22 protein-coding genes, 1 tRNA gene and 1 pseudogene are annotated in these 24,728 nt (G+C 61.4%); 13 read left to right on the top strand and 11 right to left on the bottom strand.

The genetic code is table 11. The features are described 5' to 3' along the window. Positions 1–29: 29 nt before the first annotated feature. The 6 genes from AC1D2N_RS26285 to AC1D2N_RS26260 all read right to left on the bottom strand — a co-directional run bounded on the left by AC1D2N_RS26285 (position 30) and on the right by AC1D2N_RS26260 (position 7,973). Complete coding sequence (locus AC1D2N_RS26285) at positions 30–1,199, bottom strand: M20 aminoacylase family protein (RefSeq protein WP_130758930.1); 1,170 nt, start codon at positions 1,197–1,199, stop codon at positions 30–32. A 215-nt stretch (positions 1,200–1,414) separates the two neighbouring features. Next, a complete protein-coding gene (locus tag AC1D2N_RS26280) occupies positions 1,415–2,920 on the bottom strand; it encodes a tripartite tricarboxylate transporter permease (protein ID WP_018243405.1) in 1,506 nt (501 codons plus the stop codon). A 9-nt stretch (positions 2,921–2,929) separates the two neighbouring features. Further along, positions 2,930–3,391: a tripartite tricarboxylate transporter TctB family protein gene (locus AC1D2N_RS26275; protein ID WP_018445878.1), complete on the bottom strand. Its 462-nt coding sequence runs from the start codon at positions 3,389–3,391 to the stop codon at positions 2,930–2,932. Between the two features lie 142 nt (positions 3,392–3,533). Next, positions 3,534–4,517, bottom strand: a complete 984-nt coding sequence (locus tag AC1D2N_RS26270; protein WP_018243407.1) for a tripartite tricarboxylate transporter substrate-binding protein — start codon at positions 4,515–4,517, stop codon at positions 3,534–3,536. Positions 4,518–4,845: 328 nt separating this feature from the next. Further along, positions 4,846–6,180, bottom strand: a complete 1,335-nt coding sequence (locus tag AC1D2N_RS26265) for a sigma-54-dependent transcriptional regulator (RefSeq protein WP_011653327.1) — start codon at positions 6,178–6,180, stop codon at positions 4,846–4,848. Then, the gene (locus AC1D2N_RS26260; protein WP_315855463.1) at positions 6,177–7,973 is read right to left on the bottom strand and encodes a sensor histidine kinase; all 1,797 of its coding nucleotides are present in this window, start codon (positions 7,971–7,973) and stop codon (positions 6,177–6,179) included. Before AC1D2N_RS26260 ends, AC1D2N_RS26265 begins: the two co-directional genes overlap by 4 nt. 291 nt (positions 7,974–8,264) lie before the next feature. Here AC1D2N_RS26260 and AC1D2N_RS26255 point away from each other — a divergent pair, with 291 nt between their 5' ends. Then, positions 8,265–8,927, top strand: coding sequence for a sulfite oxidase-like oxidoreductase (locus tag AC1D2N_RS26255; RefSeq protein WP_112904890.1), 663 nt, complete (start codon positions 8,265–8,267; stop codon positions 8,925–8,927). Here the strand turns inward: AC1D2N_RS26255 and AC1D2N_RS26250 are convergent. The 3 genes from AC1D2N_RS26250 to AC1D2N_RS26240 form a co-directional block, all read right to left on the bottom strand. After that, positions 8,912–9,544 carry a hypothetical protein gene (locus tag AC1D2N_RS26250; protein ID WP_130758931.1) on the bottom strand — a complete coding sequence of 211 codons (633 nt, stop codon included), beginning with the start codon at positions 9,542–9,544 and terminating at the stop codon, positions 8,912–8,914. The genes AC1D2N_RS26255 and AC1D2N_RS26250 overlap by 16 nt on opposite strands. Before the next feature lie 69 nt (positions 9,545–9,613). Then, positions 9,614–10,360, bottom strand: coding sequence for a CbtA family protein (locus tag AC1D2N_RS26245; protein WP_130758932.1), 747 nt, complete (start codon positions 10,358–10,360; stop codon positions 9,614–9,616). A 117-nt stretch (positions 10,361–10,477) separates the two neighbouring features. Further along, on the bottom strand, positions 10,478–10,687 hold the full coding sequence (locus tag AC1D2N_RS26240) for a CbtB domain-containing protein (protein WP_003542661.1): 210 nt from the start codon (positions 10,685–10,687) through the stop codon (positions 10,478–10,480). Positions 10,688–11,024: 337 nt separating this feature from the next. Between AC1D2N_RS26240 and AC1D2N_RS26235 the strand changes: the two genes are divergently transcribed. From AC1D2N_RS26235 to AC1D2N_RS26215, 5 genes and pseudogenes are all read left to right on the top strand, one after another. Next, positions 11,025–11,579 (top strand): histidine phosphatase family protein, encoded by a 555-nt coding sequence (locus tag AC1D2N_RS26235; protein ID WP_130758933.1) that lies wholly within the window; start codon positions 11,025–11,027, stop codon positions 11,577–11,579. Positions 11,580–12,026: 447 nt separating this feature from the next. Beyond that, the gene (locus AC1D2N_RS26230; RefSeq protein ID WP_130758934.1) at positions 12,027–13,598 is read left to right on the top strand and encodes a putative bifunctional diguanylate cyclase/phosphodiesterase; all 1,572 of its coding nucleotides are present in this window, start codon (positions 12,027–12,029) and stop codon (positions 13,596–13,598) included. A gap of 284 nt (positions 13,599–13,882) precedes the next feature. Beyond that, the gene (locus AC1D2N_RS26225; protein ID WP_130758935.1) at positions 13,883–15,061 is read left to right on the top strand and encodes an acetate/propionate family kinase; all 1,179 of its coding nucleotides are present in this window, start codon (positions 13,883–13,885) and stop codon (positions 15,059–15,061) included. Positions 15,062–15,132: 71 nt separating this feature from the next. After that, positions 15,133–15,456: pseudogene (locus tag AC1D2N_RS26220) on the top strand (phosphoketolase family protein); the annotation flags it as partial. A gap of 202 nt (positions 15,457–15,658) precedes the next feature. Next, entirely contained in the window at positions 15,659–15,844 is a 186-nt protein-coding gene (locus AC1D2N_RS26215) for a hypothetical protein (protein WP_028733477.1), read from the top strand. Positions 15,845–15,900: 56 nt separating this feature from the next. Here the strand turns inward: AC1D2N_RS26215 and AC1D2N_RS26210 are convergent, their stop codons facing one another. Then, positions 15,901–16,791, bottom strand: coding sequence for a helix-turn-helix domain-containing protein (locus tag AC1D2N_RS26210; RefSeq protein ID WP_028733478.1), 891 nt, complete (start codon positions 16,789–16,791; stop codon positions 15,901–15,903). 117 nt (positions 16,792–16,908) lie between these two features. On the opposite strand from AC1D2N_RS26210, the gene pobA reads away from it, so the two are divergent. The 7 genes from pobA to AC1D2N_RS26175 all read left to right on the top strand — a co-directional run bounded on the left by pobA (position 16,909) and on the right by AC1D2N_RS26175 (position 24,096). After that, positions 16,909–18,081: a 4-hydroxybenzoate 3-monooxygenase gene (pobA, locus tag AC1D2N_RS26205; RefSeq protein WP_130758936.1), complete on the top strand. Its 1,173-nt coding sequence runs from the start codon at positions 16,909–16,911 to the stop codon at positions 18,079–18,081. A 162-nt stretch (positions 18,082–18,243) separates the two neighbouring features. Further along, the gene (locus AC1D2N_RS26200; RefSeq protein ID WP_028733480.1) at positions 18,244–19,416 is read left to right on the top strand and encodes an ABC transporter substrate-binding protein; all 1,173 of its coding nucleotides are present in this window, start codon (positions 18,244–18,246) and stop codon (positions 19,414–19,416) included. Between the two features lie 111 nt (positions 19,417–19,527). Then, positions 19,528–20,391 carry a branched-chain amino acid ABC transporter permease gene (locus AC1D2N_RS26195; RefSeq protein WP_026230593.1) on the top strand — a complete coding sequence of 288 codons (864 nt, stop codon included), beginning with the start codon at positions 19,528–19,530 and terminating at the stop codon, positions 20,389–20,391. 1 nt (position 20,392) lies between these two features. Further along, on the top strand, positions 20,393–21,397 hold the full coding sequence (locus AC1D2N_RS26190) for a branched-chain amino acid ABC transporter permease (RefSeq protein WP_130758937.1): 1,005 nt from the start codon (positions 20,393–20,395) through the stop codon (positions 21,395–21,397). Next, the gene (locus tag AC1D2N_RS26185; protein ID WP_018445894.1) at positions 21,394–22,158 is read left to right on the top strand and encodes an ABC transporter ATP-binding protein; all 765 of its coding nucleotides are present in this window, start codon (positions 21,394–21,396) and stop codon (positions 22,156–22,158) included. Before AC1D2N_RS26190 ends, AC1D2N_RS26185 begins: the two co-directional genes overlap by 4 nt. Continuing rightward, entirely contained in the window at positions 22,139–22,855 is a 717-nt protein-coding gene (locus AC1D2N_RS26180) for an ABC transporter ATP-binding protein (protein ID WP_018243425.1), read from the top strand. Before AC1D2N_RS26185 ends, AC1D2N_RS26180 begins: the two co-directional genes overlap by 20 nt. A 407-nt stretch (positions 22,856–23,262) precedes the next feature. Then, the gene (locus tag AC1D2N_RS26175) at positions 23,263–24,096 is read left to right on the top strand and encodes a VCBS domain-containing protein (RefSeq protein ID WP_018243426.1); all 834 of its coding nucleotides are present in this window, start codon (positions 23,263–23,265) and stop codon (positions 24,094–24,096) included. A gap of 445 nt (positions 24,097–24,541) precedes the next feature. Here AC1D2N_RS26175 and AC1D2N_RS26170 read toward each other — a convergent pair. Beyond that, positions 24,542–24,618: transfer RNA gene (locus AC1D2N_RS26170), tRNA-Met, on the bottom strand. Positions 24,619–24,728: the final 110 nt, after the last annotated feature.

The raw sequence follows: 24,728 nt of genomic DNA, 5'->3' as shown, positions 1-24,728 counted from the left end.
GCGTGCGTCCCCGCCACCTCAAACTCCAGCTAGACCTTCAATTCCCGCTCGACCAACGCCACCCAGTAAGCCGCCCCATAACCAAGCGCTTCATCGTTGAAATCATAGGCCGTGTTGTGATGCAGCGCGCCGTCCACCGCCGGGCCGTTGCCGAGCCAGACGTAACAGCCCGGCGCATTCTGGGCGAAGAAGGCGAAATCGTCGCCCGCCGTCGACGGCGGAAAACTTGTCTGCACCTTCCCGCCAAACACCGAGCCGGCGGCCGCGAGCGCCCGCATGGTCGCATCCGCGTCATTGATGACAGGCGGAATCCGCCGTTCGAATGCATAGTCCACGGTGATGTCGTACATGGCTGCACTACCCTGCGCCAGTCGTCCGATCTCGGTCTCCAGCTGATTACGCACATCAGGCGAATAGGCCCGCGCCGTCCCGCCGATCTCGACGATATCAGGAATGACGTTCAGCGCCTTCGGGTCGCCCGCCCGCAGGAAACAGGCGCTGACGACGGCCGGCTGCAGCGGATCGACCACCCGTCCGACGATCGTCTGCAGCGATGACAGGAATGTGCCGGCAGCCGTGATCGGATCGCGGCCGAGATGTGGCTTGGCGCCATGCGTGCCGGTCCCGCGGAAGGTCATGCGCCAGCTGTCGGAGGAGGCAAGCTGCGGTCCCTCGACCACGGCGATCTCATCGACCGCAAGCCCAGGCATGTTATGCAGCCCGTAGACGGCATCGCAGGGAAAAAGCTTAAACAGCCCCTCCTCGACCATGCGCCTTGCTCCGCCTCGCCCTTCTTCGGCCGGCTGGAAGATGAAATGCACCGTGCCGGAAAAATTCCGCGTCGCAGCAAGATGCCGCGCAGCGCCGAGGAGCATCGCCGTATGGCCGTCATGGCCGCAGGCATGCATCTTGCCGGGCGCGGTCGATTTATAAGGCCGCTCTGCCATTTCAGGCATGGCAAGCGCATCCATATCGGCACGCAGCCCGATCCTGCGCGAGCCGTTGCCGAGCTGTAGCGTGCCGACCACGCCGGTGCCGCCGAGGCCGGGATGCACCGTGATACCAGCTTCTTCGAGAAGCCTCGCGACGATGCCGGCGGTACGCTCCTCCTCGAAACCGAGTTCGGGATGCGCGTGCAGGTCGCGGCGCAGGGAGGTCAGAAACGGCAGATCGTCCTTGATCCGGGCGGGAATGCTCATCGGGCAATGGTCCTGGGGCCTGGATATCCTGTCATGCGAAACGGGCGCCCAACCGGCGCCCGCATCAGATCATTCCTTGTTTATCAAACGGCCCACAAGTTCAACCCCAGAACAGGATGATTTTAGGCCGGGCCAAAAATCTGAATCCCGTTCTCAATTAACGAGTTAGAGCATGATGTCGTCCGAAAACCGCTCACACTTTTCGGCATCATGCTCTACGCCTCCTCGACGAACACCTCCTCGCGCTTCTTCTTGACGCTCGGCAGGAAGACGACGATCAGCACGGCAACCGCAATGGCCAGAAGAATGGCACTGATCGGCCGCGTGACGAAGGTCGTCGGATCACCACGCGACAGGATCATGGCGCGCCGGAGGTTCTCTTCGAGTAGCGGCCCAAGCACGAAGCCGAGCAAGAGCGGCGCCGGTTCGCAACGAAGCTTTGCCAGCACATAGCCGATGAGCCCGAAGAAGGCGACGGCATAGAGATCGTAGACGTTGGCGTTGACGCTGTAGACCCCGATCGAGCAGAAAGCCATGATGACGGGGAAGAGCACGTAGTAAGGCACGGTCAAGAGCTTCACCCAGAGCCCGATCAGCGGCAGGTTGAGGATGACCAGCATCAGGTTGCCGATCCACATCGAGGCGATGATGCCCCAGAACAGCGCCGGCTGCTCGGTGGCGACGTTCGGACCGGGCACGATGCCCTGGATGATCATCGCGCCGATCATCAGCGCCATGACGGGATTGGCCGGAATGCCGAGCGTCAGGAGCGGAATGAACGAGGTTTGCGCACCGGCATTGTTTGCCGATTCCGGCCCTGCGACGCCCGCAACCGCACCCTTGCCGAACTCCTCCGGCGTCTTCGACATCCGCTTTTCCACCGTATAGGAGGCGAAGGAGGCAAGGATGGCGCCACCGCCCGGCAGGATGCCGAGCGCCGAACCGATCGCCGTGCCTCGAATGACGGGTGCGATCATCTCCTTGAATTCCTGGCGAGACGGCAAAAGGCCGGACACCTTGGCCATCAGCACCGTGCGTGTCGACTCGCCCTCGAGGTTGCGCAGGATTTCCGCAACCCCGAAGACGCCGACGGCGAGCGCCACGAAGTTCAGCCCATCGGCATATTCGCGGATACCGAGCGTGAAGCGCGGCGTGCCGGTATAGATGTCGGTACCGACGAGACCGAGCAGCAGCCCGAGCGCCACCATCGCCAGCGCCTTGACGACAGAGCCGTGCGCGAGAGCGATCGAGGAAACAAGGCCGACGATCATCAGCGAGAAATATTCCGCCGAACCGAATTGCAGCGCGATTGCGGTGAGAGGCGGCGCGAAGATCGCGACGAGAAAGGTCGACACGGTGCCGGCGAAGAACGAGCCGAGCGCCGCGATCGCAAGCGCTGCCCCCGCCCTGCCCTTGCGGGCCATCTGGTAACCGTCGATCGCGGTGACGGCCGAAGAGGATTCGCCCGGCATGTTGATCAGGATCGCCGTCGTGGAACCACCATACTGCGCGCCGTAATAGATGCCGGCGAGCATGATGAGCGAGGAGACCGGCTCGAGCTGGAAGGTGATCGGCAAGAGCATGGCGATCGTCGCCGTGGCGCCGATGCCGGGCAGCACGCCTATCAGCGTGCCGAGCAGCACGCCGATCAGGCAGAAGAACAGGTTTTCCGGAGTTCCGGCCGTCGCAAAGCCGAGCGCGAGATTGCTGAAAAGATCCATCATCGTCTCCTAGAACCGGACCCAGGGGCCGAAGCGCTCGAACGGCAAGCCGAGCCCATAGCTGAAGACCGCCACCGAAAAGATCGTCAGCAGCAGCGAGAGGATGATCGCGAAGAACAGGTTCATCTTTTGCGATGCGAAGCAGGCGATGAAGGCGGTGAAGAACAGTGACGGCGCAAAACCTAGCCCCCGCACCGTCAAGCCGAAGAACACCGGTGCCGGCAGAATGAAGAGCATGCCGCGCCAGGCAAACGGGTCGATCGGCTCGCCCTCTACGCGGAGAGCCTGAATGAAGATGATCGCGCCGAGAAGCACGAGCACGCCGGCCAGCACCAGGGGAAAATAACCAGGCCCCATGCGCACTGTCGTGCCGAGGTCGAGCCCCAGCGACTGGATGGCGAAGAAAGCACCGGTCGCGACGAAAAGCGCGCCGCAGATCGCATTGGTGGTATCGAAACTGATGGATTTCATGGTGTCTCCTGGGGTTGGAGATGGTTCGTGATGCGCTGCTGATGCGATTGCCCCTCATCCGCCTGCCGGCACCCTCTCCCCGCATGCGGGGAGAGGGTTAGAGTGAAGGGCTCATCCGGCATGTCCTGGACGAGGATAATCCTCAGTCGGCATATTCGCCGGCAGCCTCGATCACGGTTTTCCAGCGGGCGATCTCGCTCTCGAGCTTGGCTTTCAGCGCAGCCGGCGTCGCATCAGCGTCGGAGGATGGCGTCGTGCCGAGCTCGGCGAAGCGGGCGCCGACATTCGGATCCTTCAGCGCCACCTGCAGCGACTTCGACAGACGTTCGTTGATCTCAGCCGGCGTGCCCTTCGGCGTATAGATGCCGTGCCAGATACCGACTTCGAAACCCGGCAGGCCGGCTTCGACGGCAGTCGGAATGTCCTTCATTACGTCGAGGCGTTTGGGCGAGGTCACGGCATAGGCCTTGATCGTGCCGCCCTGGATCTGCTTCGTCGTGTTGGTCGTCTGGTCGCACATGACGTCGACCTGGCCGCCGAGCAGATCGGTCATGGCAGGGCCGGTGCCCTTGTAGGGAACGGTCGTCAGCGGCGTCTGGATGGCGCTCATGAACATCATGCCGCAGAGATGCGAGGCCGCACCGATTCCGGCATTGGCGACCGTTACCTTGTCCTTATTGGCCTTGATGTAATCGATCAGCCCCTTGAGGTCGGCCGGCTCCATGTCCTTGCGGGCAACGATCGTCATCGGCACCTCGGTGACGAGGCCGACATAGTCGAAGGCGCCGAGCGTGTCATAGGCAAGCTTGCGGTAGAGCGTGGCGCTGGTCGCCATGCCGATATGGTGCAGCAGGATGGTATAACCGTCGGGATCGGCATTCGCCACGCGGCCGGCGCCGAGCGTGCCGCCCGCGCCACCGACATTTTCGACGACGATCTGCTGGCCGAGATCCTTCGACATGGATTCGGCGACCAGGCGCGCGACGGTATCGGTCGGGCCGCCGGCCGCAAAGGGCACGACCATGGTGATGGTGCGCTCGGGATAGGTCTGCGCCGAAGCGACGCTGGCGAGAACAGAGACCGCAGCAGCCGCGGTCAGGCCGAGCATGGCCTTCAGAATTTTCATCGTTTCCTCCCTGATGAAATAAGCAAGCCCGCCGACACATCCTCCGCGCCGGTTCGGATCACCTATTTGCCGCCGGGAAAAATCGACCCGCAATCATTACAGCCGCTTTCGAAAGACGTTTTTGCGACAGTGCGATGCAGCATGGGTCGATTCGGAAACAAACAGGCAGTGTGATGGGTGGAAATCCACCCATCACACTGTAGCCACACCCTTACTTTTCTGAGGCAGTACCACTTCGCCGGTCTCGATCAGCGCCTTGAGGTTGGAGAGAATGCGCAGCCAGCCGCCGGAATCGTCACTTCGAAAAGCATGCTCCTTCCGAAAATGGCTAACTTTCGGTGGTCAGCATCCGCTTGTCGAGACCATATTTCTGCATCTTTTCGTAGAGCGTCTTCCGGGAAATGCCGAGCGACTCATAGACCGGCCTGAGGCTGCCTCCATGGGCCACCAGCGCGCTGGCAATGACCCCTCGTTCGAATTCGGCGACACGCTCAGCAAGCCCGGTCGCCTCCTCGGCTTGGCGCCCGCCATTGTCGAGACCGAGGACCAGACGGTCTGCGGCGTTCCTCAATTCACGCACATTGCCGGGCCAGTCGCGCTGAGCGATATCGGAGATCACGTCCGGCGGCACGGCCATCTCGTCGCGGCCATAGCGGGCCGCCGCTTCCCGCACCAGCTGCAGGAAAAGCAGCGGAACATCCGCCCGCCGCTGCGACAGCGACGGCACGTGCAGCGTCGCGACATTCAGCCGATAGAAGAGGTCGGCGCGAAAACGCCCCGCCGCCACCTCCGCCTCCAGATCGACCTTGCTCGTCGCGATGAAGCGCACGTCGAGCGCCACCACTTCGTTCGATCCGAGCCGTGAGATTACCCGTTCCTGCAGCACCCGCAGAAACTTCGCCTGCAGGTCGAAGGGCATTGAGCCGATCTCATCGAGCAGGATCGTGCCGCCGCGCCCATGTTCGAATTTTCCGTAACGCGGCCTCACCGCACCCGGAAAGGCCCCCACCTCATGGCCGAAAAGCTCGCTCTCGATCAGGTTTGCCGGCAGTGCGGCGCAATTGATCGCGATAAACGGCCGGCTCGCCCGAGCGCTGATGTCGTGGAGCGCACGCGCCACAACCTCCTTGCCGGCACCCGTTTCTCCGACGATAAGCGTATCGGCATCGCTCGCCCCGATCGCCCGGATGCGGTAGCGCAAATCCACCATCACCTGCGTGCGACCCGGCAGCCGCGCCTCGATATCGTCGCGCTTGCCGGCGACCGCTTTCAACAGCCGGTTTTCGAGCACGAGGCCGCGCCGCTCCATCGCCCGGCGGATGACGCCGGCGAGCATCTCGGGCGTGAACGGCTTCTCGATGAAATCATAGGCGCCTTCGCGCATCGCCTTCACCGCAAGCTGCACATCGCCGTGCCCGGTGACGAGAATGACCGGCACCTCCGGGTCGAGCTCGCGGATCTTCTGCATCAGCGTCATGCCGTCGATGCCCGGCATGCGGATGTCACTGACGACCACGCCGGGGAAGCTGTAGCCGATCAGCTCCAGCACATGATCGCCGTTCGAATAGGTCTCGACGCTGAAGCCGGAGAGCTCCAGCGCCTGCGCCGTCGAGCGGCGCAGTTCCTCCTCGTCGTCGACCAGCAGGATCTTCGCATCGTTCATTCCGCCGCCTCCGGCATCAGCCCTGCCGCCGATTGCAGCTCGATGCGGAACACCGCCCCCCCTTCGGGATGATTGGCAGCAGCAAGGCTGCCGCCGAAATCCTTGATGATGTTGTAGGAGATCGAAAGCCCGAGGCCGAGCCCCTTGCCGACACCCTTTGTCGTGAAGAAGGGATCGAAGATACGCTCGGCGATCGCCGCCGGCACGCCGGGCCCATGGTCCCGCACTGTCAGCACCACCTTGCCGGCCTCCTCGAAGGCCGAAACCTCGATGCGTCTGTCATCCAGCCCTTCCACCGCATCGGCCGCGTTGGAAATCACATTCACCAGCACCTGCTGCAGACGCACCGAACCGGCGCGCACAACCGGCGGACGCGGCCCGAGATCCAGCAGGAGTTCGGCGTCCGCCGCCTTCAGCCGCCAGGCAATGATCTCGAGCGTATCATGCATCGCCTCGTCGAGAGACACCGACCCGAGCTTCTCGTTCGGCTTGCGGGCGAAGTTGCGCAGGTGCCGGCTGATCGCAGCCATGCGGTCGATCAGCCCACCGATCCGCCGGATATTATCCCGCGCCTCCTCCGTCCGCCCACGGTCGATGAGGACGGAGGCACTGTCCGTATAGGTCTTGGCGGCGGCGAGCGGCTGGTTGAACTCGTGCGAAAGGGCAGCCGACATCTGCCCGAGGCCGGCAAGCTTGCCCGCCTGGATGAGGTCGGCTTGTGTCTGGCGGAGCTGCTGTTCGGTCAGCCGCCGTTCGGCGATCTCCTCCTCGATGCGGCTGTTGACGCGCGCAAGATCGGCCGTGCGCTCCTCGACGCGCTGTTCCAGTTCGTTGCGGGCCTCCGCTTGCAACTGCATGCGCTCGGCAAGCCGCGCCCGCCGCTGGCGAAGGACGGCCACCGTAAGCCCTGCAATGCAGAGAATAAGAAACACGGCGGCAAGCGCCGTGCGCGCCTGGGCGCGGATGGAACTCGTCTCCATCAGCACGTTCACCGTCCAGTCCTCGGCCGGCATATAATGCGAGAGCACCAGATATTCGCTCGAGTCGCGCTCGCCGGCCAGCGTCATCAGCTCATGCTGCTCGAAGTGATGTCGCGTCACTGGCAGCGCCGCCAGCCTGGCATTGGCATAGCGCCGCGAGGCCTCCGTGCGTGCGATGCGGTCCGCCGTCAGCGGCAGGATCGCGCCGTAAAGCCATTCCGGGCTGCCGGACATGAAGATGATGCCCTCGGGATCGGAGACGAAGATCTTGTATTCGCCGCCGCCCCAGGAGGATTCGATCATATCAATATCGACCTTGAAGACGATGACGCCGCGAATATCCGCACCGGTCCGGATCGGCGCAGCGAAATAATAGCCGCGTTTCAACGAGGTGGTGCCGAGCGCGTAGAAGCGCGCCTGCCGGCCTTCGATCGCATCCTGGAAATAGGGCCTGTAGCTGAAATTCTGTCCAACGAAGCTTCCGGGCCCATCGTAATTGCTGGCAGCGATCGTCTCTCCATCCGGCTTGACCACATAGATGTCAGAGGATTTCAGCAGCCCGTTGATCTCCTTGAGATAGAGATTAGCCGCATCGCGCAGCGCCGCATCCTCGGGCGCGCTCACCAATTCCTTGATGTCGTCGTGATCGGCGATCAGCGCCGGCAGCGCCTCGTAGCGGTTGAGATGGCCGCTGAGTGCCGAAACGGCAAGCCGCAGCGCCGTTCCTGCCTGTGCCGAAGCCTCCTCCATATAGGCGCGCGTCGCAATCGCGCTCCCATAAGTGAAGAAGGCGAAGATGATCAGCGGCACCACCAGCAAAGCCGCTATCGCACGATATCTCGAAGACAGATCCGGCTCCTCCCCTTTCTGCCTCCACTCCCCAGCGAGGCATACCCGACGGCTCAAGTTAACGCATAACCCCGAAAATCGGAATCGATTTTCGGAAAGGATTATGCGCCAATTCAAAGTGATAGAGCGTCCTTAGCGCTCCCTGCCGGACGCGCGGCGCTCTATGGGGTGGACAGGGATTTCCAAGGGCCTGCCGAAACTTGACACCCGGCAGGGGCGGATGTCCTATTGCTGCACCGCAAGGAGGCCCCGCCCATGAGCGACGACCAGACGCCCGCCGACAGCAAGCTCACCACATCCAAGCGCCGTTGGGCGGCCGAGGGCAAGTTCCTGACCGGCCGCATCAGCCGTCCCGAAGCCGAGCGCCTGCCGCCCGGCCAGCACCTTGTCAAGAACTGGCCGGTGCTCGATCTCGGCCAGCAGCCTGTTGTCTCCACAGATTCCTGGCGGCTTGACGTGCGCGGCCTTATCGAAACGCCGCTCACCCTCACCTGGGCCGCCTTTCAGGCGATCGAGCAGAGCACCAAGGTCAGCGACATCCACTGCGTCACCACGTGGTCGCGCTACGACAACAAATGGAAGGGCGTTTCGACGCGCGATCTGCTTGATCTCGCCATGCCCAAGCCCGAAGCGGCTTACGTCATGCTGACAAGTTATGACGGCTATACCACCAACCTGCCGCTGGCCGATTTCGCCGCCGAGGATGCGATCCTTGCCACCGCTTGGGAAGGCCTGCCGCTGACACCGGATCACGGCGGCCCGATGCGCCTCGTCGTGCCGCATCTCTATTTCTGGAAAAGCGCCAAATGGCTGCGCCGCATCGAGCTGATGCCCGCCGACCAGGCCGGCTTCTGGGAAAAGAACGGTTATCACATCTATGGCGATCCCTGGCGCGAGCAGCGCTATTCCGACGATTGAGCTTTCGGCCGCGAGAAACGGCGAAGCGCAAACACGCCAAGGCCGAACAAGGAGGCAAGCCCCGTCATCGACGCCATGCTGGCGGCATGGAATGGTATCCCGCTCCAGCGTGGCTTGATGATGTCAGCGGTGTTGAAGGCCTCGCCGCTTAATCGACAGGTGATGAGCGCAAGACCGCGCCGCACCATATCGGCATCGACCGCGGAAATAATTTCATCCGCCGCAGCTCTCTCCCGCGGCATCTCACGCATCGAAAGCAAGACCGCCTTGGCCGCCGCGAGATAGGCATGGGCGCATTCGTTGAACGGGCTTTGCTCATCGGTCACACTGCCCGGCATCCGGCCCCATAGGCAGTAGGAATACTGGATTTCGGCATAGTTCAGAACGCGCCGGAACGGCTCGTTCGTATCGACTGCGCGGGATGCAAGGTCGATAATCCCACTGCGATAGTCAGACATGACAGCCATCTCGCCATGGGAAATCTCGGGGATATTGAGGCCCGCATGGCTGCCGCCATCGCTACGGCTATGAGCAGAAGCGCTTCCGGCAACCACACACAAAAAGGCGGCCGTGATTAACGCCGCCGACAGGATTGGTGTGGTTCTGCTGCTTTTCATACTCGCTCGAAAAAGTCGGGCTAGCTCCCAAAGTTCAGGACGCCGGCAAAGCGGCGCCCTTTGACGCTTTCAGTGAAATGCCGTTGCCGGCCGACCTCGTTGCCCGCCCTTAACTGCAAGCCGCTTTTCGGCAAGCGCTCCGAAGGCCAGCCCCAAGGCTGCCCAGAGGATCACATGCATGCCAAGCGAGGTCGTGCGGAACCGCCAGAGCACCATCGCCGAGAAGTTCTCCGGCACCTCGTTGATCGGCGGCAGCAGATAGAGCACGACGCCGATGAAGACGAGATAGACCATGCCGGCGATGATCGCGCCGTTCCAGAGACCGAAGCGCTGGGAAAGGCGGCGAGACAGCGCCACCGCGGCAATCAGGGCTGCGAGCGAGACGACGATCATCAGGAAGAACAACTCGGTCCTGACGCCGATCGTGTCGGGATTGCCCACCGCCGGCGGGTTGGCCGGATACTTGATACTGGGAACGATGACGATCGCCACGAAGGCGGCAATGGCGATGACGGCTGAGGTGCCACGCGCCGAAAGGCTGCTGAAACGGCCGTGTACGAAAGCGAAGGCAAGTGCGAAGAGCCCGCCGACAGCGACGCTGTAGGCCATGACGCCGGTGAAAAGGCCGAGACCGGCCTGCGTGGCGCGACTGACGATTTCAGGTTCGGCAGCTTCGCCGGCCGCCTGGGCGCTTGCCTCCTCGAAGGCGATCGCCGCATCGACCAGCGGCTCACCGAAAGTATGGGCGAAAGCGAAAACGAGGATGCCAGCAATCAGGCCCGCGAGCATGCCGCGAAGCAGAAGGTTTCCAACCATGTCAGGAACTCCCTTAAAGCATGTCGCGCAAAAGTGTGCAGCGGTTTTGCGATAACGACATGCGTAATAACGAAAACCTAAAGCGACACGAGCGAATCTGAAAGATCGCGACGCGCTTTAGTGGCAGGGAAAGCCGAGGAGATGGCGGCCGTCATGCACGAATTCGTGCACATACATGCCGTTGAACAGCGCCATCGCGCCTTCCTCGGTGCCGACGAAATAGAGGACGATCAGCATCAGCAGGCCGCCAAAGATCGCCCAGGGCAGGATCTCGCCTACAGGGATCGGCGCCGGTACCGCAACGGGCGCGAAAGTGGTGTCAGACATATATTCCTCCGGGAATGACGCGTTCAGTCGAAAGAGTGCTTGTGCAGTAGGGTCTGACTTCCAGCGCGAAGAACTTTCGACACGCTGGTCACAGTGGCGCGACCGCGCCGGACTTACACCGGCTTCCAAACCCGCAACAGCACGGTTATATCTGCACGCCGAAGAGACTGTCAACGAAACTTCACAAGCCGGCAGAGAGGCGTCCTGCTGCATAATTCCTTAAATCGGAATTGATTCAGGGATAGATTATGGAGCCATTCAAACTGCTACAGCGTCCCTTGCGCCTCTCGAAAAGACGCGCGGCGCCGGAGCCGCATTCCGGGAGATCAGAACGACCGTGAACACGCGCCTCACCTGGATCTGCCACGGCGCGACGACGGCGAACCGCAAGGCGCTGTTCCCGCTCGACGAACCGCTGGAAGGCAAGGCGGCGGAAGAAGCCGGCAAAATGGCCGCCCCGCCGCGCGCCGACCGCATTGCCATGAGCCCCGCTTTGCGTGCCCGCCAGACAGCGGAAGCGCTCCACCTCGAAGCCAGGATAGACCTCGCACTTCGTGACTGCGACCATGGCCGGTGGGCCGGCAGGTCGATCGCGGCGATAGAGGCCGAAGAGCCGGAGAACCTCATGGCCTGGATGAGCGATCCGGAAGCGGCCCCGCATGGCGGCGAGAGCTTTGTTGATCTGCGCACCCGCGTCGCCGGCTGGATGGACAGTGAATCCGCCCTCGGCGGCCATGTGATCGCCGTCAGCCACGCGGCCGTCATCCGGGCGGCGGTCACCCATGTGCTTCAGGCGCCGCTCTCCTCTTTCTGGCTGAGCGACGTCGAGCCGCTCGCCATCGTTCGCATGACCAGCAAAGGACTGCGCTGGTCGCTGCGCTTCCAGCATTAGAAACTGCTGATTCTTATCCAGCCTTGCACAAGCAAATCGCGTCATCTCTGTTGAACCCGGTTTCGCGGGGACTACTTCCTTGTCCCAAGGAGATGGAAGAATGACATATGATTGGAGTGGCGAGCGCACGCGACGGCTGCGTTACATGCGTCTCGCCACAGTCACGGTTCTGGTTGGTCTCATCGTCAGCGTTCCGCTGCTGATCGCCACCGCCTGAAGCACGAGAAAGGGCGAGCGATGCATTAGCACGCTCGCCTTCGTTCTTTCCCGCGTCGACTGGTCTCCTGAACCGGGATCGCCCACGACGACGCCCAGATTCCCCCAAGCCCGTCGGTCTCTCAGCGGCACAGCAATAGGCTGCTGCCTCCGATAATTCGCCTTCTGGTTTCAACAAACATTCAGACTTTCGTGATATCTCCGCGAATGGTGGGAGATGGAGAAGGCATAATGCCGGTGTTTTTCCAAAGCAGGGCCGGAAGGCAATGCGTGTCGATCGTCGGATTTGGGGTAACCCTCTGGCTCCTCGGCACGCTGTTGCAGCTCGACGACAGCCTGGTCTCCTTCATGATCGGCTTCGGCGAGTACGGCGCCGACAAGCTCGTTCTGGCGCTCGGCATCGCCGGCGCCATGAGCTTCATCTATTCGGTCCTGCGCATCACCGATCTGCGTAAGGAAATGGAACTGCGCGCCACCGCCCAGTCGAAGGCCGATTGGACCGCAACCCACGACCATCTGACCAAGCTGCCGAACCGCTACGCCTTCGAGCGCAAGATCCTCTCACGGCCGATCAAGGACGACGAGGCGGAGATCGAGGAGTGGGACCGCAACGTCACCATCTTCTCCGTCGACCTCGACGGCTTCAAGAAGGTCAATGACCTCGTCGGCCACAAGGGCGGCGACATCCTGTTGATCGAGGTTGCCAGACGCATCTGCGCGCTCGGCAATGCCGATTGCGTCTACCGCTTCGGCGGCGACGAATTCATCATCGTCGCCTTCGCCCTGACGGCGCAGCGCGAGGAGCGTTTTGCCAGGCTGCTGATCCAGGCCGTCACCCGGCCGATCCATATCGATGGTTTTGCCGTCGAAGTCGGCGCTAGCGTCGGCTATGACCGCTGGGTCGAGGAAGCCGAACCGCTGGAAGATGCCGCCCACCGTGCCGACCTCGCCATGTACGAGGCGAAATCACGCGGGCCCAACCATTATTTCGTCTTCGAACCTTCGATGCAGGACAAAGTTACGGAACGCGCCGCGTTGGAAACCAGGCTGCGCGCCGCAATCTCCAACAAGGCGATCAAGCCCTTCTATCAGCCGCTGATCGACCTGAAGACCGGCCAGCTCTGCGGCTTCGAGGCGCTGGCGCGCTGGATCGGCGACGACGGCGTCAACATCCCGCCGCCGGTCTTCATCGATATCGCCGAGGAAACCGGCATGATCACCGCATTGTTCGAGGATCTTCTTGCCCAGGCCTGCAGCGACGCCCTCACCTGGCCGGAGCATGTGACGTTGTCCTTCAACGTCTCGCCGGTGCAGATGGAAGACAGATTGCTGACGTCGCGCATTCTCAAGGTGCTTTCGGCAAGCCGGCTGCCACCGCAGCGCCTGGAAGTGGAGATCACCGAAAACGCGCTGATCCAGGATCCCGCCGTCGCCGCCCTCATTCTCGACGAACTGCATGCCGCCGGCATCCAGATCGCACTCGACGATTTCGGCACGGGCTATTCGAGCCTCGCCCAGCTCGCCCGCTATCGATTCGACAAGATCAAGATCGACAAAAGCTTCATCGCCACCTATCGCGACGAAGAACGCCAGGAAAAGATCGTCCGCGCCATGCTCGGCCTCGGCAGGAGCCTCAACATCAAGACGACTGCGGAAGGCATCGAGGAGCACGGCCAGCTCGCCTTCCTGCTGCAGCTCGGCTGCGACATCGGCCAGGGCTATCTCTTCGGCAAGGCGATGCCCGCCGCCGAGGCGGGCATCTTCATCAGCGATCGCAATGCCAGCCTGGCCTCCACGGCCTGACGGGACGCCCTAAAAAACCTGACGCATGATCACGAAGAGCACGAAGGCGATCGCGATCGAGGCCGGCAGCGTCAGAACCGCCCGTAAGCACTGATGTCCGACGATATTGACGGTGATGCGCCTGGTACCCTCGCCTCCATAAAAGATGCCGCGTTATGATCCCAAGCGGCGGACGATGGTTGTCTATGCAGCAACAAAGCGCGCCCCGAGCGAATAAATCCTTCCCGCCTGGACATCCGACGCTAAGTTCGGTCATCTCACACCCGCGCGGAGTCTTAGAAGACATGTCATCGACCGGCCTGCTGCTGACCTTCAACACCGGCTCCTCGACCGTTAAGATCGGCATCTTCGCGATAGACGGCGGCAAGGCACGGCGCATCGGCAAGGGCGTGATCGATTTCCGCGCCGAACCGCTGTCGCTCGGCCTGACGAAAGGGCCGCAGACCTTCGAGATTCCGATGAAGGCCGAGGTGACAGAAGATCTGCACGGCGTCATCGATGAGACTTTCGCGCTTCTCGCCGATCATTTCGACATGACCGCCGCGCACGCTGCCGGCCACCGCGTCGTCCATGGCGGCGACCGCTTCACCAGGGCGATCGCCCTCGACGCCACCGCAATCGATGCCATCGATGCGCTGACCCCGCTTGCGCCCTTGCACCAACCGCAGGCGCTGCGTTTCATCCGCGCGCTCAAGCATCTGAAACCGCATCTTGCCCAGACCGCCTCCTTCGACACCGCCTTCCACTCCACGCAGGACGATCTCGTTCGCCGCTTCGCCATTCCCCGCGCGCTGCATGACGAGGGCATCAAGCGTTACGGCTTCCACGGCCTTTCCTATAAATACATCGCCGGAGAGCTTCGCCGCAAGGCGCCGCGCGCGGCAAAGGTGGTCGTCGCCCATCTCGGCAGCGGCGCGAGCCTCTGTGCATTGGATGGCGGCATCAGCCGCGATTGCAGCATGGGCTTTTCGACGCTCGATGGCATCCCGATGGCGACGCGCCCCGGCTGGCTCGATCCCGGCGTCATCTTGCATCTGGCCGGTCAGAGGAAACAGTCCTTCGAGGAGATCGAAGACCTGCTCTATCACCGATCCGGCCTGCTTGGCGTCTCCGGCATCAGCGCCGATACACGCGAGCTGTTGAAGGACGGCCGGCCGCAGGCGCGCCAGGCGATCGACCTCTTCACGCTGCGCATTGCCGGCGAAATCGGCCGCATGGCGGCAACGCTGAAGGGGCTTGACGCCATCGTCTTCACCGCCGGCATCGGCGAACATCAACCGGAGATCCGCGCCGGCGTGGCCAAGCGGCTGTCTTGGCTTGGCCTTGCAATCGACGAAAAGGCCAATGCCGCCAATGATTTTACGATCAGCACCAGGGAAAGCCGCATCGCCACCCATGTCATCGCCACCGATGAGGAACAGGTCATCGCTGACGAGGCGCTGTCTCTTCTTCGCGGCGGGTGATCCAGATCAACAGCTTGCCGGCATCCGCCGGTAGAATTGACGTTGAAGACATTTTCGAACGGGAGAAACCCATGGAAAAGCATGTCTCGACCGCCGCTCTTACCGATGCCGAACTCACTCTGATCGACCGCTATTGGCGCGCCGCCAATTATCTCTCCATCGGCCAGATCTATCTGCTGTCCAATCCGCTGCTGCGCGAGCCGCTGAAACCAGAGCACATCAAGCCCCGCCTGCTCGGCCATTGGGGCACGACACCCGGCCTCAACTTCATCTATGCGCATCTGAACCGCCTGATCCGCGCCCGCGACCTCGATATCATCTACATGTGCGGCCCCGGCCATGGCGGGCCGGGCATGGTCGCCAACACCTATCTCGAAGGCATCTACAGCGAGATTGTGCGGAACTGGACATGGCCGACGGCGTGAAGCCAAAACCAAACAGAGTCGCGCGGACCTGGTCGGAGAAGATTATCCGGCGGGAGCAATCGTCAAGCGACGGTCTAAAGTTGGTGAAAACGATCAGGGCGCTGTTCCAGAATGGCCATATCGTAGGCTATGTGTCTTGGGAAAGCTCTAAGCCACTGACCGAGGAAACGACATGAAGGGTTTCGCTGCCACGCTCACCGCCGCCCGGCTGGAAAAGGCGCTCGCTTTCTACATGACGCCCGAAGCCCGGCCGGATGGCTCAGCCGATACCGTCAAGCCAGCTGGGGAACGCGAGGCATACGAGACCCGCACCGACGAACGCCCCCGCAACACGGAAGACGGCGTCGAAGCCTGGTAAGGCGATCCCCACCGGGCGACCCTCCGCGAACGCGTCGCACCCGGAATGCCGAAACCCTATGCACGTTCGAGCCGGACTTTTTCCTTCATTCGCCAGACCCGCGGCGTTTCTCCCGTATACTTAAAAAAGAAGCGCGAGAAATAGGCGGGATCGGCAAAGCCGAGCCGAAACCCGATCTCCTGAACGCTGCCCAGCGTAAAAACGAGCTGGCGTTTCGCCTCTTCGACGAGCTTACCGGCGATCAGTTCGTGGGGAGTGTTGCCGGTCATCGACCGGACGATGCGGGTGAGATGCGTCGGCGAAACCCCAAGCTCTCTGGCATAGAAAGACGCGGGCTTGTGCGATCGAAAATGCTGCTGAATGAGCTCGCTCAGTATTTCCATCCGCCGCTCGTTCTCGTTGAGCGGAAGTTCATGCGTATTCCCCTCATGGGAAATCCTTGCCGTCAGCCGTAGCGCCAGGGCGACATAGGCGGCCAACGCCTCATTGCGGCCGCTGCGGCGGTTTTCGAATTCGTCGCCCAGCCGCTTCAACGTCTGCATGACATAGACGGCCTCGGCATGATCGGGATCGAGCGGCGTCAGATGCGGCGCCGCCAGCCATTCGCCGAGCTGGCTTCGGTCGCCGGGCGGATGGCTGAGATGGGATCTCAACAGGGTGATCACCAGGCCGTCGATATCGCGTGAAAAACGAAAGCCGTGATTAAGCCCGGGCGGCACGGTGATGATGGCGGGCGGACGGATAGCGTGGCTTATTTCGCCGAAGATCGCATCACCCGAACCGCTTTCGATGTACAATATCTGAAAGAAACTCTCGTGGCGGTGCGGACGGATCTCCCAGTGATGCAAACTGCTGCGGGAGCGAATTGTTTCGCAATGCACCCAAAAATCCGGTTCTCGCCCGGTCTTTTCGCCGTAGAGTTCGTAGGTAGGGATATGTCTGCTCATGGGGCTCCTCCCGCACCAATGTTCGATTAGTGCAATTTTTAGGTTGGGATGTCCATTGCTGCGGCAAGCGCGGCACGGCAGAATCTGGCAAAACGCAAAAATGCAGGGAGGCAGCATTTGCGAAGTCAGGTCGCCATCATCGGTTCGGGGCCATCCGGCCTGCTGCTCGGCCAGCTTCTGACCGAAGCCGGCATCGACAATGTCATCCTCGATCGTGTGAACAAGGATTACATCCTCGGCCGGGTTCGTGCCGGCGTTCTGGAGGAAGGCACCGTCGGGCTGCTGGATCAGGCCAAATCAGGCGCGAGGCTGCATGCCGAGGGGCTGCCGCATGACGGTTTCTCGCTGGCCTTCGACGGACGCGACCATCGCATCGACCTTCACGAATTGACCGGCGGCAGGCGCGTCACCGTCTACGGACAGACCGAAGTGACGCGCGATCTCATGGAGCGGCGCGAAGTAAGCGGCTCCTTATCGATCTACGATGCAGTCGATGTCGCGCCGCACGACTTCGACGGCCCTTCTCCCTTCGTCACCTATGTGAAAGACGGTGTTGCCAAGCGCATCGATTGTGACTTCATCGCCGGCTGCGACGGGTTTCACGGCGCCAGCCGCAAGGCCGTCCCGGAACGCGCGATCAGGATTTTCGAGAAGGTCTATCCCTTCGGCTGGCTGGGGGTCCTGGCCGACGTGGCGCCCGTCAGCCATGAGCTGATCTACGCCAACCATCCAAGGGGCTTTGCGCTCTGTTCGATGCGCTCGGCCACCCGCAGCCGCTACTACATCCAATGTACGCTCGACGAGAAGATCGAGGACTGGAGCGACGATCGCTTCTGGGACGAATTGAGACGGCGGCTGCCGACGCATCATGCCGAGGCATTGGCGACCGCGCCGTCCTTCGAGAAATCGATTGCGCCGCTGCGCTCCTTCGTTGCCGAACCGATGCGTTTCGGCCGGCTTTTCCTGGTCGGCGACGCTGCCCATATCGTCCCGCCGACCGGGGCCAAGGGATTGAACCTTGCCGCCAGCGACGTCCATTACCTTTTCTCCGGGCTGATCGAGCATTACCGCGAAGGCTCGAATAGTGGCATTGACGCTTACTCGCAGAAGGCGCTCGCCCGTGTGTGGAAAGCCGTGCGGTTTTCCTGGTGGATGACGACGATGATGCATCGTTTTCCCGATACCGGTGATTTCGACCAGAAAATCCAGGAGGCGGAGCTCGACTATCTCACCCATTCCCGCGCCGCCTCGACGGCGCTCGCGGAGAATTATGTGGGATTACCATTCTGAGACGAGGATAATTCCGCATCTTCGATGCACAATCATAATCGCTAGGTCATGGATTACGGCATTTATTTCATTTTACATCACCATTTCGCATGACAAGCTAACGCTCAATTTTGGGCGGCTAGCGAATACGGCGCGGGAGTGCGCCAAAAAGGGAGAGAGAGAATGAAGAAGCTATTTCTGGCCGCCGTTGCGGCCGTCGTGCTCAGCGGCACGGCCTATGCAGACACCATCAAGGTCGGCGTCATCGGCCCGTTCTCCGGTCCGTTCGCGCTGCAGGGCAAGAACTTCAAGGCCGGCATCGACGCCTATATGGCGGTCAACGGCAACAAGGTCGGCAGCGACACGGTCGAGATCGTCTATCGCGACGTGCCGCAGGCCGATCCCGCCCAATCCAAGGCCCTGGCGCAGGAACTGATCGTCAAGGAGAAGGTCCAGTATCTGGCCGGCTTCTATTTCACCCCCGATGCGATGGCGGTGACGCCAATCCTGAAGCAGGGCAACGTGCCGATGGTCATCATGAACGCCGCCACCTCGGCGATCGTCACCAAGAGCCCGCTTGTCGTCCGCACCTCGTTTACCACCTGGCAGACCTCGACGCCGATCGCCAAGGTCGCCTTCGATGCCGGCGTCAAGAAGGTGATTTCGGTCGTCAGCGATTACGGCCCCGGCATCGACGCCGAGAATGCCTTCAAGGCCGGCTTCGAAAAGGCCGGAGGTCAGGTGGTCGAGGCAATCCGCATGCCGCTTGCGACCAACGATTTCAGCCCGATCATGCAGCGCATCAAGGATTCCGGCGCTGAGGGCGTCTTCGCCTTCCTGCCGTCAGGTCCGACGACACTCGGCTTCGTCAAGGCTTACAACGACAATGGCCTGAAGACGGCCGGCATCAAGTTCTTCGCGCCGGGCGATCTGACCCAGGAATCCGATCTGCCGGCGCTCGGCGATGCGGCACTCGGCATCCAGACGACCTTCCACTATGCCGTGTCGCACGATTCTCCGGAGAACAAGGCTTTCGTCGAGGCGGCGACCAAAGCGATCGGCAACAAGGCCGAACTCTCCTTCCCCGCGGTCAGCTCCTATGACGGCATGTATGTCATCTACAAGATGATCGAGGCGACGGGCGGCAAGCAGGATGCTGAAAAGGCCGTCGATGCGGTCAAGGGCCTTGCCTGGACCAGCCCGCGCGGGCCGGTTTCGATCGATCCCGAAAGCCGCCACATCACACAGAACATCTATCTGCGCGAAGTCACCAAGGCGGATGACGGGACCTACATCAACAAGGAAGTCCAGACCTTCGAGAAGCAGGGCGATCCGGGCCTGGCGGCCGTCAAGTAACATCGAGCATCACAGCATGCGACGGGCTTGGGCAGTGCTTCGGGCAGACTTCCGATCTCTCCGGAGCTGCCCGAAGGCGTCGAGCCCGTCGCATCGAAGCAAGGTATCCCCATGCAGACAGTCTTCAGCATAGCCGTCGATGCCTTTGCCTATGGCATGGTGCTCTTCGTCATATCGATCGGCCTTTCGGTGACCATGGGGCTGATGCGTGTCGTTAACCTCGCTCACGGCGCTTTCGCGATGATCGGCGGCTATATCGCCTCCTATGTCGCCCGCGACCTCGGCCTTGGTTATGCCACGGCAGTCATCGCCGCCGTTGTCATCACCATCATCGTCGCCATTCCGATCGAGCGTTTTCTCTTCCGCCGGATCTATGGCGCGCCGGAACTGACCCAGGTGCTGATGACGATCGGCATCACCTTCTGCGTCATCGGCATCGCCAATTATATGATGGGGCCAACGCTGAAGACCATACCGCTTGCCGGTGCGCTGCAGGGATCGGCCGATCTCGGCTTCCGCACCATTCCCGTTCACCGGCTTTTCGTCATCCTCTGCGGCCTGGCTGTGGCGCTCGCCCTCTGGTTCGCGATCGACAGGACCAGCTTCGGCGTCAAGCTGCGCGCCTCCGTCGATGATGCGGCAATGGCTGCGGCACTCGGCGTGCGCACCGAGATCATCTATGCGGTGAGCTTTGCCGTTGCCGTCGGGCTTGCCGCCTTCGGTGGCGTGGTCGGCGCCGAACTCCTGCCCGTCGAACCCTATTATGCGCTGCGCTACATGGTCACCTTCCTGGTCGTCGTCTCCGTCGGCGGCGCGGGTTCCATTCCGGGCGCGCTGATTGCCTGTCTGCTGCTGGGCGCGATCGATACGACCGGGCGGTATCTGATGCCGGAATTCGGCGAATTCTTCTTCTATCTCGCCGTGATCGCAATCATCTGCGTCTTCCCACGCGGCCTTGCCGGAAGGGCGAAATAAGATGGCGCTTGTCATGAACGACGAAAACCAACGTCTCCAGCATCGGCGCGGATTCATCAGCCGCGATCTCGCCGGAATAGCGGTCATCATAGCCATTGCCGCGATCGGCTATTTTGCCTTCCCCGACAATCTCGCCCTTTTGACACGGATGATCACGATCGCGCTGCTCGTCCTGTCGCTCGATCTGGTGACCGGTTATTGCGGCGTCGCAACGCTCGGCCATGCCGCACTTTTCGGCTCCGGCGCCTATGCCGCCGGGATCCTGTCGGCGCATTACGGCATCAATGACCCGCTGCTGATGATGCTGGCCGGCATCACAGGCGGCGCGCTTGCCGGGCTGCTCTGCGGCGCCATCATCCTGCGTGCACATGGATTGCCGCAGCTGGTGCTGTCGATTGCCCTGATCAACCTCTTCCATGAATTCGCCAACAAGGCCTCGTCTTGGACAGGCGGCAGCGATGGACTTTCCGGCATCGCGCCGGACCCGGTCTTCGGCCTCTTCGAATTCGATCTTTACGGTCACACCGCCTTCTTCTTCGGAATGGCGCTGCTGCTGATCGTCTTTGTGCTGCTACGATTCCTGGTCCGCTCGCCCTTCGGCATGCTCTGCCACGCCATCAAGCAGGATCCGCTGCGCATCCGCGCCATGGGCGCTTCGCCGAAGGCCGCTCTGATCAGGATGTACGCGATCTCCGGCGCCGTTGCCGGTGTCGGCGGCGCCTTGAATGCGATTTCGACACAGGTCGTCGGCCTCGACAGCCTGTCTTTCACGCAGTCGGCCGAAGCGCTTGTTATGCTGGTGCTCGGCGGAACCGGTTCTCTCTTCGGGGCGCTCTCCGGCACTGTCATCTTCATGCTCTTCGAGGACTATGTCTCCGCCGCCAATCCCTTCCATTGGCTGACCATGGTCGGCGCGCTGCTGATCGCCGTCGTGCTCATTGCGCCGAAAGGTCTCTATGGCACATCAGCAGCCTTCGTTAGCCGCCGCAGGGAGCAACGCTCATGAGCCCGGTCTTCGAAGTCGCCAATCTCAAGAAAGCCTTCGGCGGCCTTGCCGTCACCAATGATGTCTCGCTCACGATGTCCCCAGGCGATCGCATCGCGTTGATCGGCCCGAACGGCGCCGGCAAGACCACCTTCGTCAACCTCGTGACCGGTAATCTCTCTCCCGATTCCGGCGAGGTTCGCCTCGGCGGCGAGGTGGTGACGAAGGTCAACGCGATCGGCAGGGTCAGACGCGGCCTTGTCCGCTCCTTTCAGGTGACGCGGCTCTTCCAGGACATGACGCCGGCCGAACATGTGGGACTTGCCGTCCTTCAACGCGACGGGAAGACCGGGCGCATGTTCGGCAATTTCCTGCGTATGCCCGATGTCATGGCAGAGGTCGACGATCTCCTTGGAAAGCTCGGACTGGCTTTCCTGATGCATCGCAAGGTCAGCGAGATCGCCTATGGCCAGCAGCGGCTTCTCGAGATCGCCGTAGCGCTGGCGCTGAAGCCGAAGGTGCTGCTGCTCGACGAGCCGGCAGCCGGCGTGCCGCAAAGCGATACCGGCCGCATCGAGCAGGCGCTGGCCGATCTGCCTGCCGATCTCGCCGTGCTGATGATCGAACACGACATGGACCTCGTCTTCCGTTTTGCCAAACGCGTCATCGTGCTTGCATCAGGCGCGATCATCTTCGACGGCCTGCCTCAAGACGTCACCAAGGATGCGCGCGTGCGCGAGGCCTATCTCGGGAGCTATGCCAATGCCAGCCATATCGCTTGAGGTCGAAAATCTGTCGGCCGGATATGGGCCAACAAGAGTGCTCGAAGGCATTTCCTTCTCCGTGCCGGCAGGCGCCCGGCTTGCCGTGCTCGGCCGCAACGGCATGGGCAAGACCACGCTGCTCGCAACGCTTGCCGGCCAGACCAGGCGATACGAGGGCAGCATCCGCCTCGGCGGTTCGGATGTCAGCGCAGCACCGAGCGCCACGCGCGCGCATAAGGGCCTCGGATATGTGCCGCAGGCACGCTGCATCTTCCCAACGCTGACAGTCGAAGAAAACCTTTTCGTTGGCTTGAAGGCGCGACCGAAGACGGCGCTGGAGGAAGCCTATGCGATGTTCCCGCGCCTGAAGGAGCGCCGCCGCAATCTCGGCAGCCAGCTCTCCGGCGGCGAGCAGCAGATGCTCTCCACGGCCCGCACCATTCTCGGCCGCCCTTCCGTCCTGTTGCTCGACGAACCGCTGGAGGGCCTTGCGCCCGTTATCTGCGAGGAATTGATGGCTGCCTTCGCCGACCTCGCCAAGACAGGAGACATGACCATCGTGCTGGTCGAACAGCGCATCCAGAGCGCGCTCGATTTCGCCGATCAGGTCGTCATTCTCGAACGCGGCAGACTGGCCTGGACCGGAACGCCGCAGAGCCTCACCAGCGATCACGAGGCTGTCGAGAGCCTGCTCGGGGTCGGCGGCCTGCATTGATGGGGTGATCGGCAGAAGCTCGGGCTCTGCTAATTGCTCCCCTTTCGCCTTCAAGATTGCTCTTGGCGCGCCGAGCAATTCATGCAGTATATCGTCATGACGACGTCATGATTGACCTGTCATTGTTATCCTGCCTGAAAGTTTTCCGCTGGCCGAATTGATGGATCGCCTGAAAAGGCGAGAAACACCATGATCGATGAAGCGGCAGCAACGTAAGATCAGACGTAAATCCTGGTTCATAATCAGGATCGACGTTTATGCCGCTCCCTCTACTTGTGCGGTTGAGCTGTAATCGACCGGAATGTGTGGCGTTGACGGGCGGAATTGCTCTGACGCTCCCTCAATTTTGGTTGCCAGATACCCGATAGGGTTGCATAGTCGAGCAGAAAATCACACGGGAGGTAGAAATGGCAAACCACAAGCCGGTCGCAGGTGATGTATACCAGCCTATTTTCAACATCGACAACCCGATCGACGGCAACATCCTGGACAATACCAGTTCGGTGGATGCCGACGGAGATCAGGTGCGTCTCAACTTCGTCAATGGACAACGCATTCCGCAACCGGCCGATCCGAACGGGCCCGCCACGACCACCACAGTCGAGGGAAAATACGGCACGCTGACCGTCTATTCCAACGGCAACTACACGTATGAACTCGATCATTCCAACCCGGTGGTATCAGCGCTCGGCCCGGGAGACCAACTCGTCGACCAGTTCAACTTCAAGATCTCGGATGGCAAAGGCGCCACCGATTTCGGCTTGCTCAACATCGCGGTCGACTTGCCGGAACATGGCGACGTATTCGTCAATTTCGAGGATGTCGGCAAATACGACTTCCCGACGGGCTACAAGGGCTTTGATTGGGGTGCTTGGCACGATGGTGACGACGCAACGGTACAGAAGGAAGCCGACGGCAACCATTATCTGTCAGGCGGCGTGTTCTGGACACCCATCCAAGCCGCCGATGGCGGTCACTTTCAGATCGAGCAATTCAGTGTCGCAAACGGCACATCGGACTATGACAACGTTCTGACGATCGAAGGTAAGCTGAACGGCGATACCGTATTCTTGGTCACGGTCAACGTCACCGCCGACAGCATTCATGACCCGCAAGTGATCGATCTCAGCGCCTACGGCGACATCGACTATCTCGTGCTCGACACGGAGCCCGTCATCACAGAGACGAGCGGCCCGGATTATTATGGCGCGCGATACGACAACTTTCATTTCATCGTTTGACGGAGGGGGAAAGGGGCGTCGTATCGCCGAAATCTTTGCATCTTCGCCAAGCGCTCTCTGCTGTGGCTATCTGATACCAATATCTTGCGATAGCTGACCGGGTTGCGTCTTGCTAGCATGGGATCGTGCGAGGAGGCACGGTTATGCTGGGATGGAGGAAATGATGCAACCAGTCGGGATGAGGTTAGCGGCGGTCATGTTCTCGCTTGCCGTATGGGCTATTATTATCGCTGTCGCATCCCACCTTTGGGCGACGAAGATGCCTGTATTGCTTTTGACGCTCTACAGATAGGCCTGTCCTCGGCGCTGGCGGAAATGCTGCAGGAGGTCGAACTGCTTTTGTCCCCTCGCCGCGACGTTTGACGCTGCGATCAATGTGCTACCACGGCCTTAGGAACCGGCTCAAAATCGAGCCGAAAAAATCGCTAATTCTGCAATAAGGAGATGGTAGCGGAGGAGGGATTTGAACCCCCGACACAAGGATTATGATTCCTCTGCTCTGACCTACTGAGCTACTCCGCCACTGGTCAACGATACCCGCTCGCGAAGCGATGCCGGTTCGTGGGATGAGCGGCTTATAAGGTGCGCTTCGGCTTTGTGTCAAGCGCATGATCGAGAAAAACGGTGGGCTT

It is taken from the genome of Rhizobium sp. P1_B8, assembly GCF_056406515.1.
The sequence above is the reverse complement of the archived record's forward strand: the minus strand, read 5'-3'. Positions and strand labels throughout refer to the sequence as shown.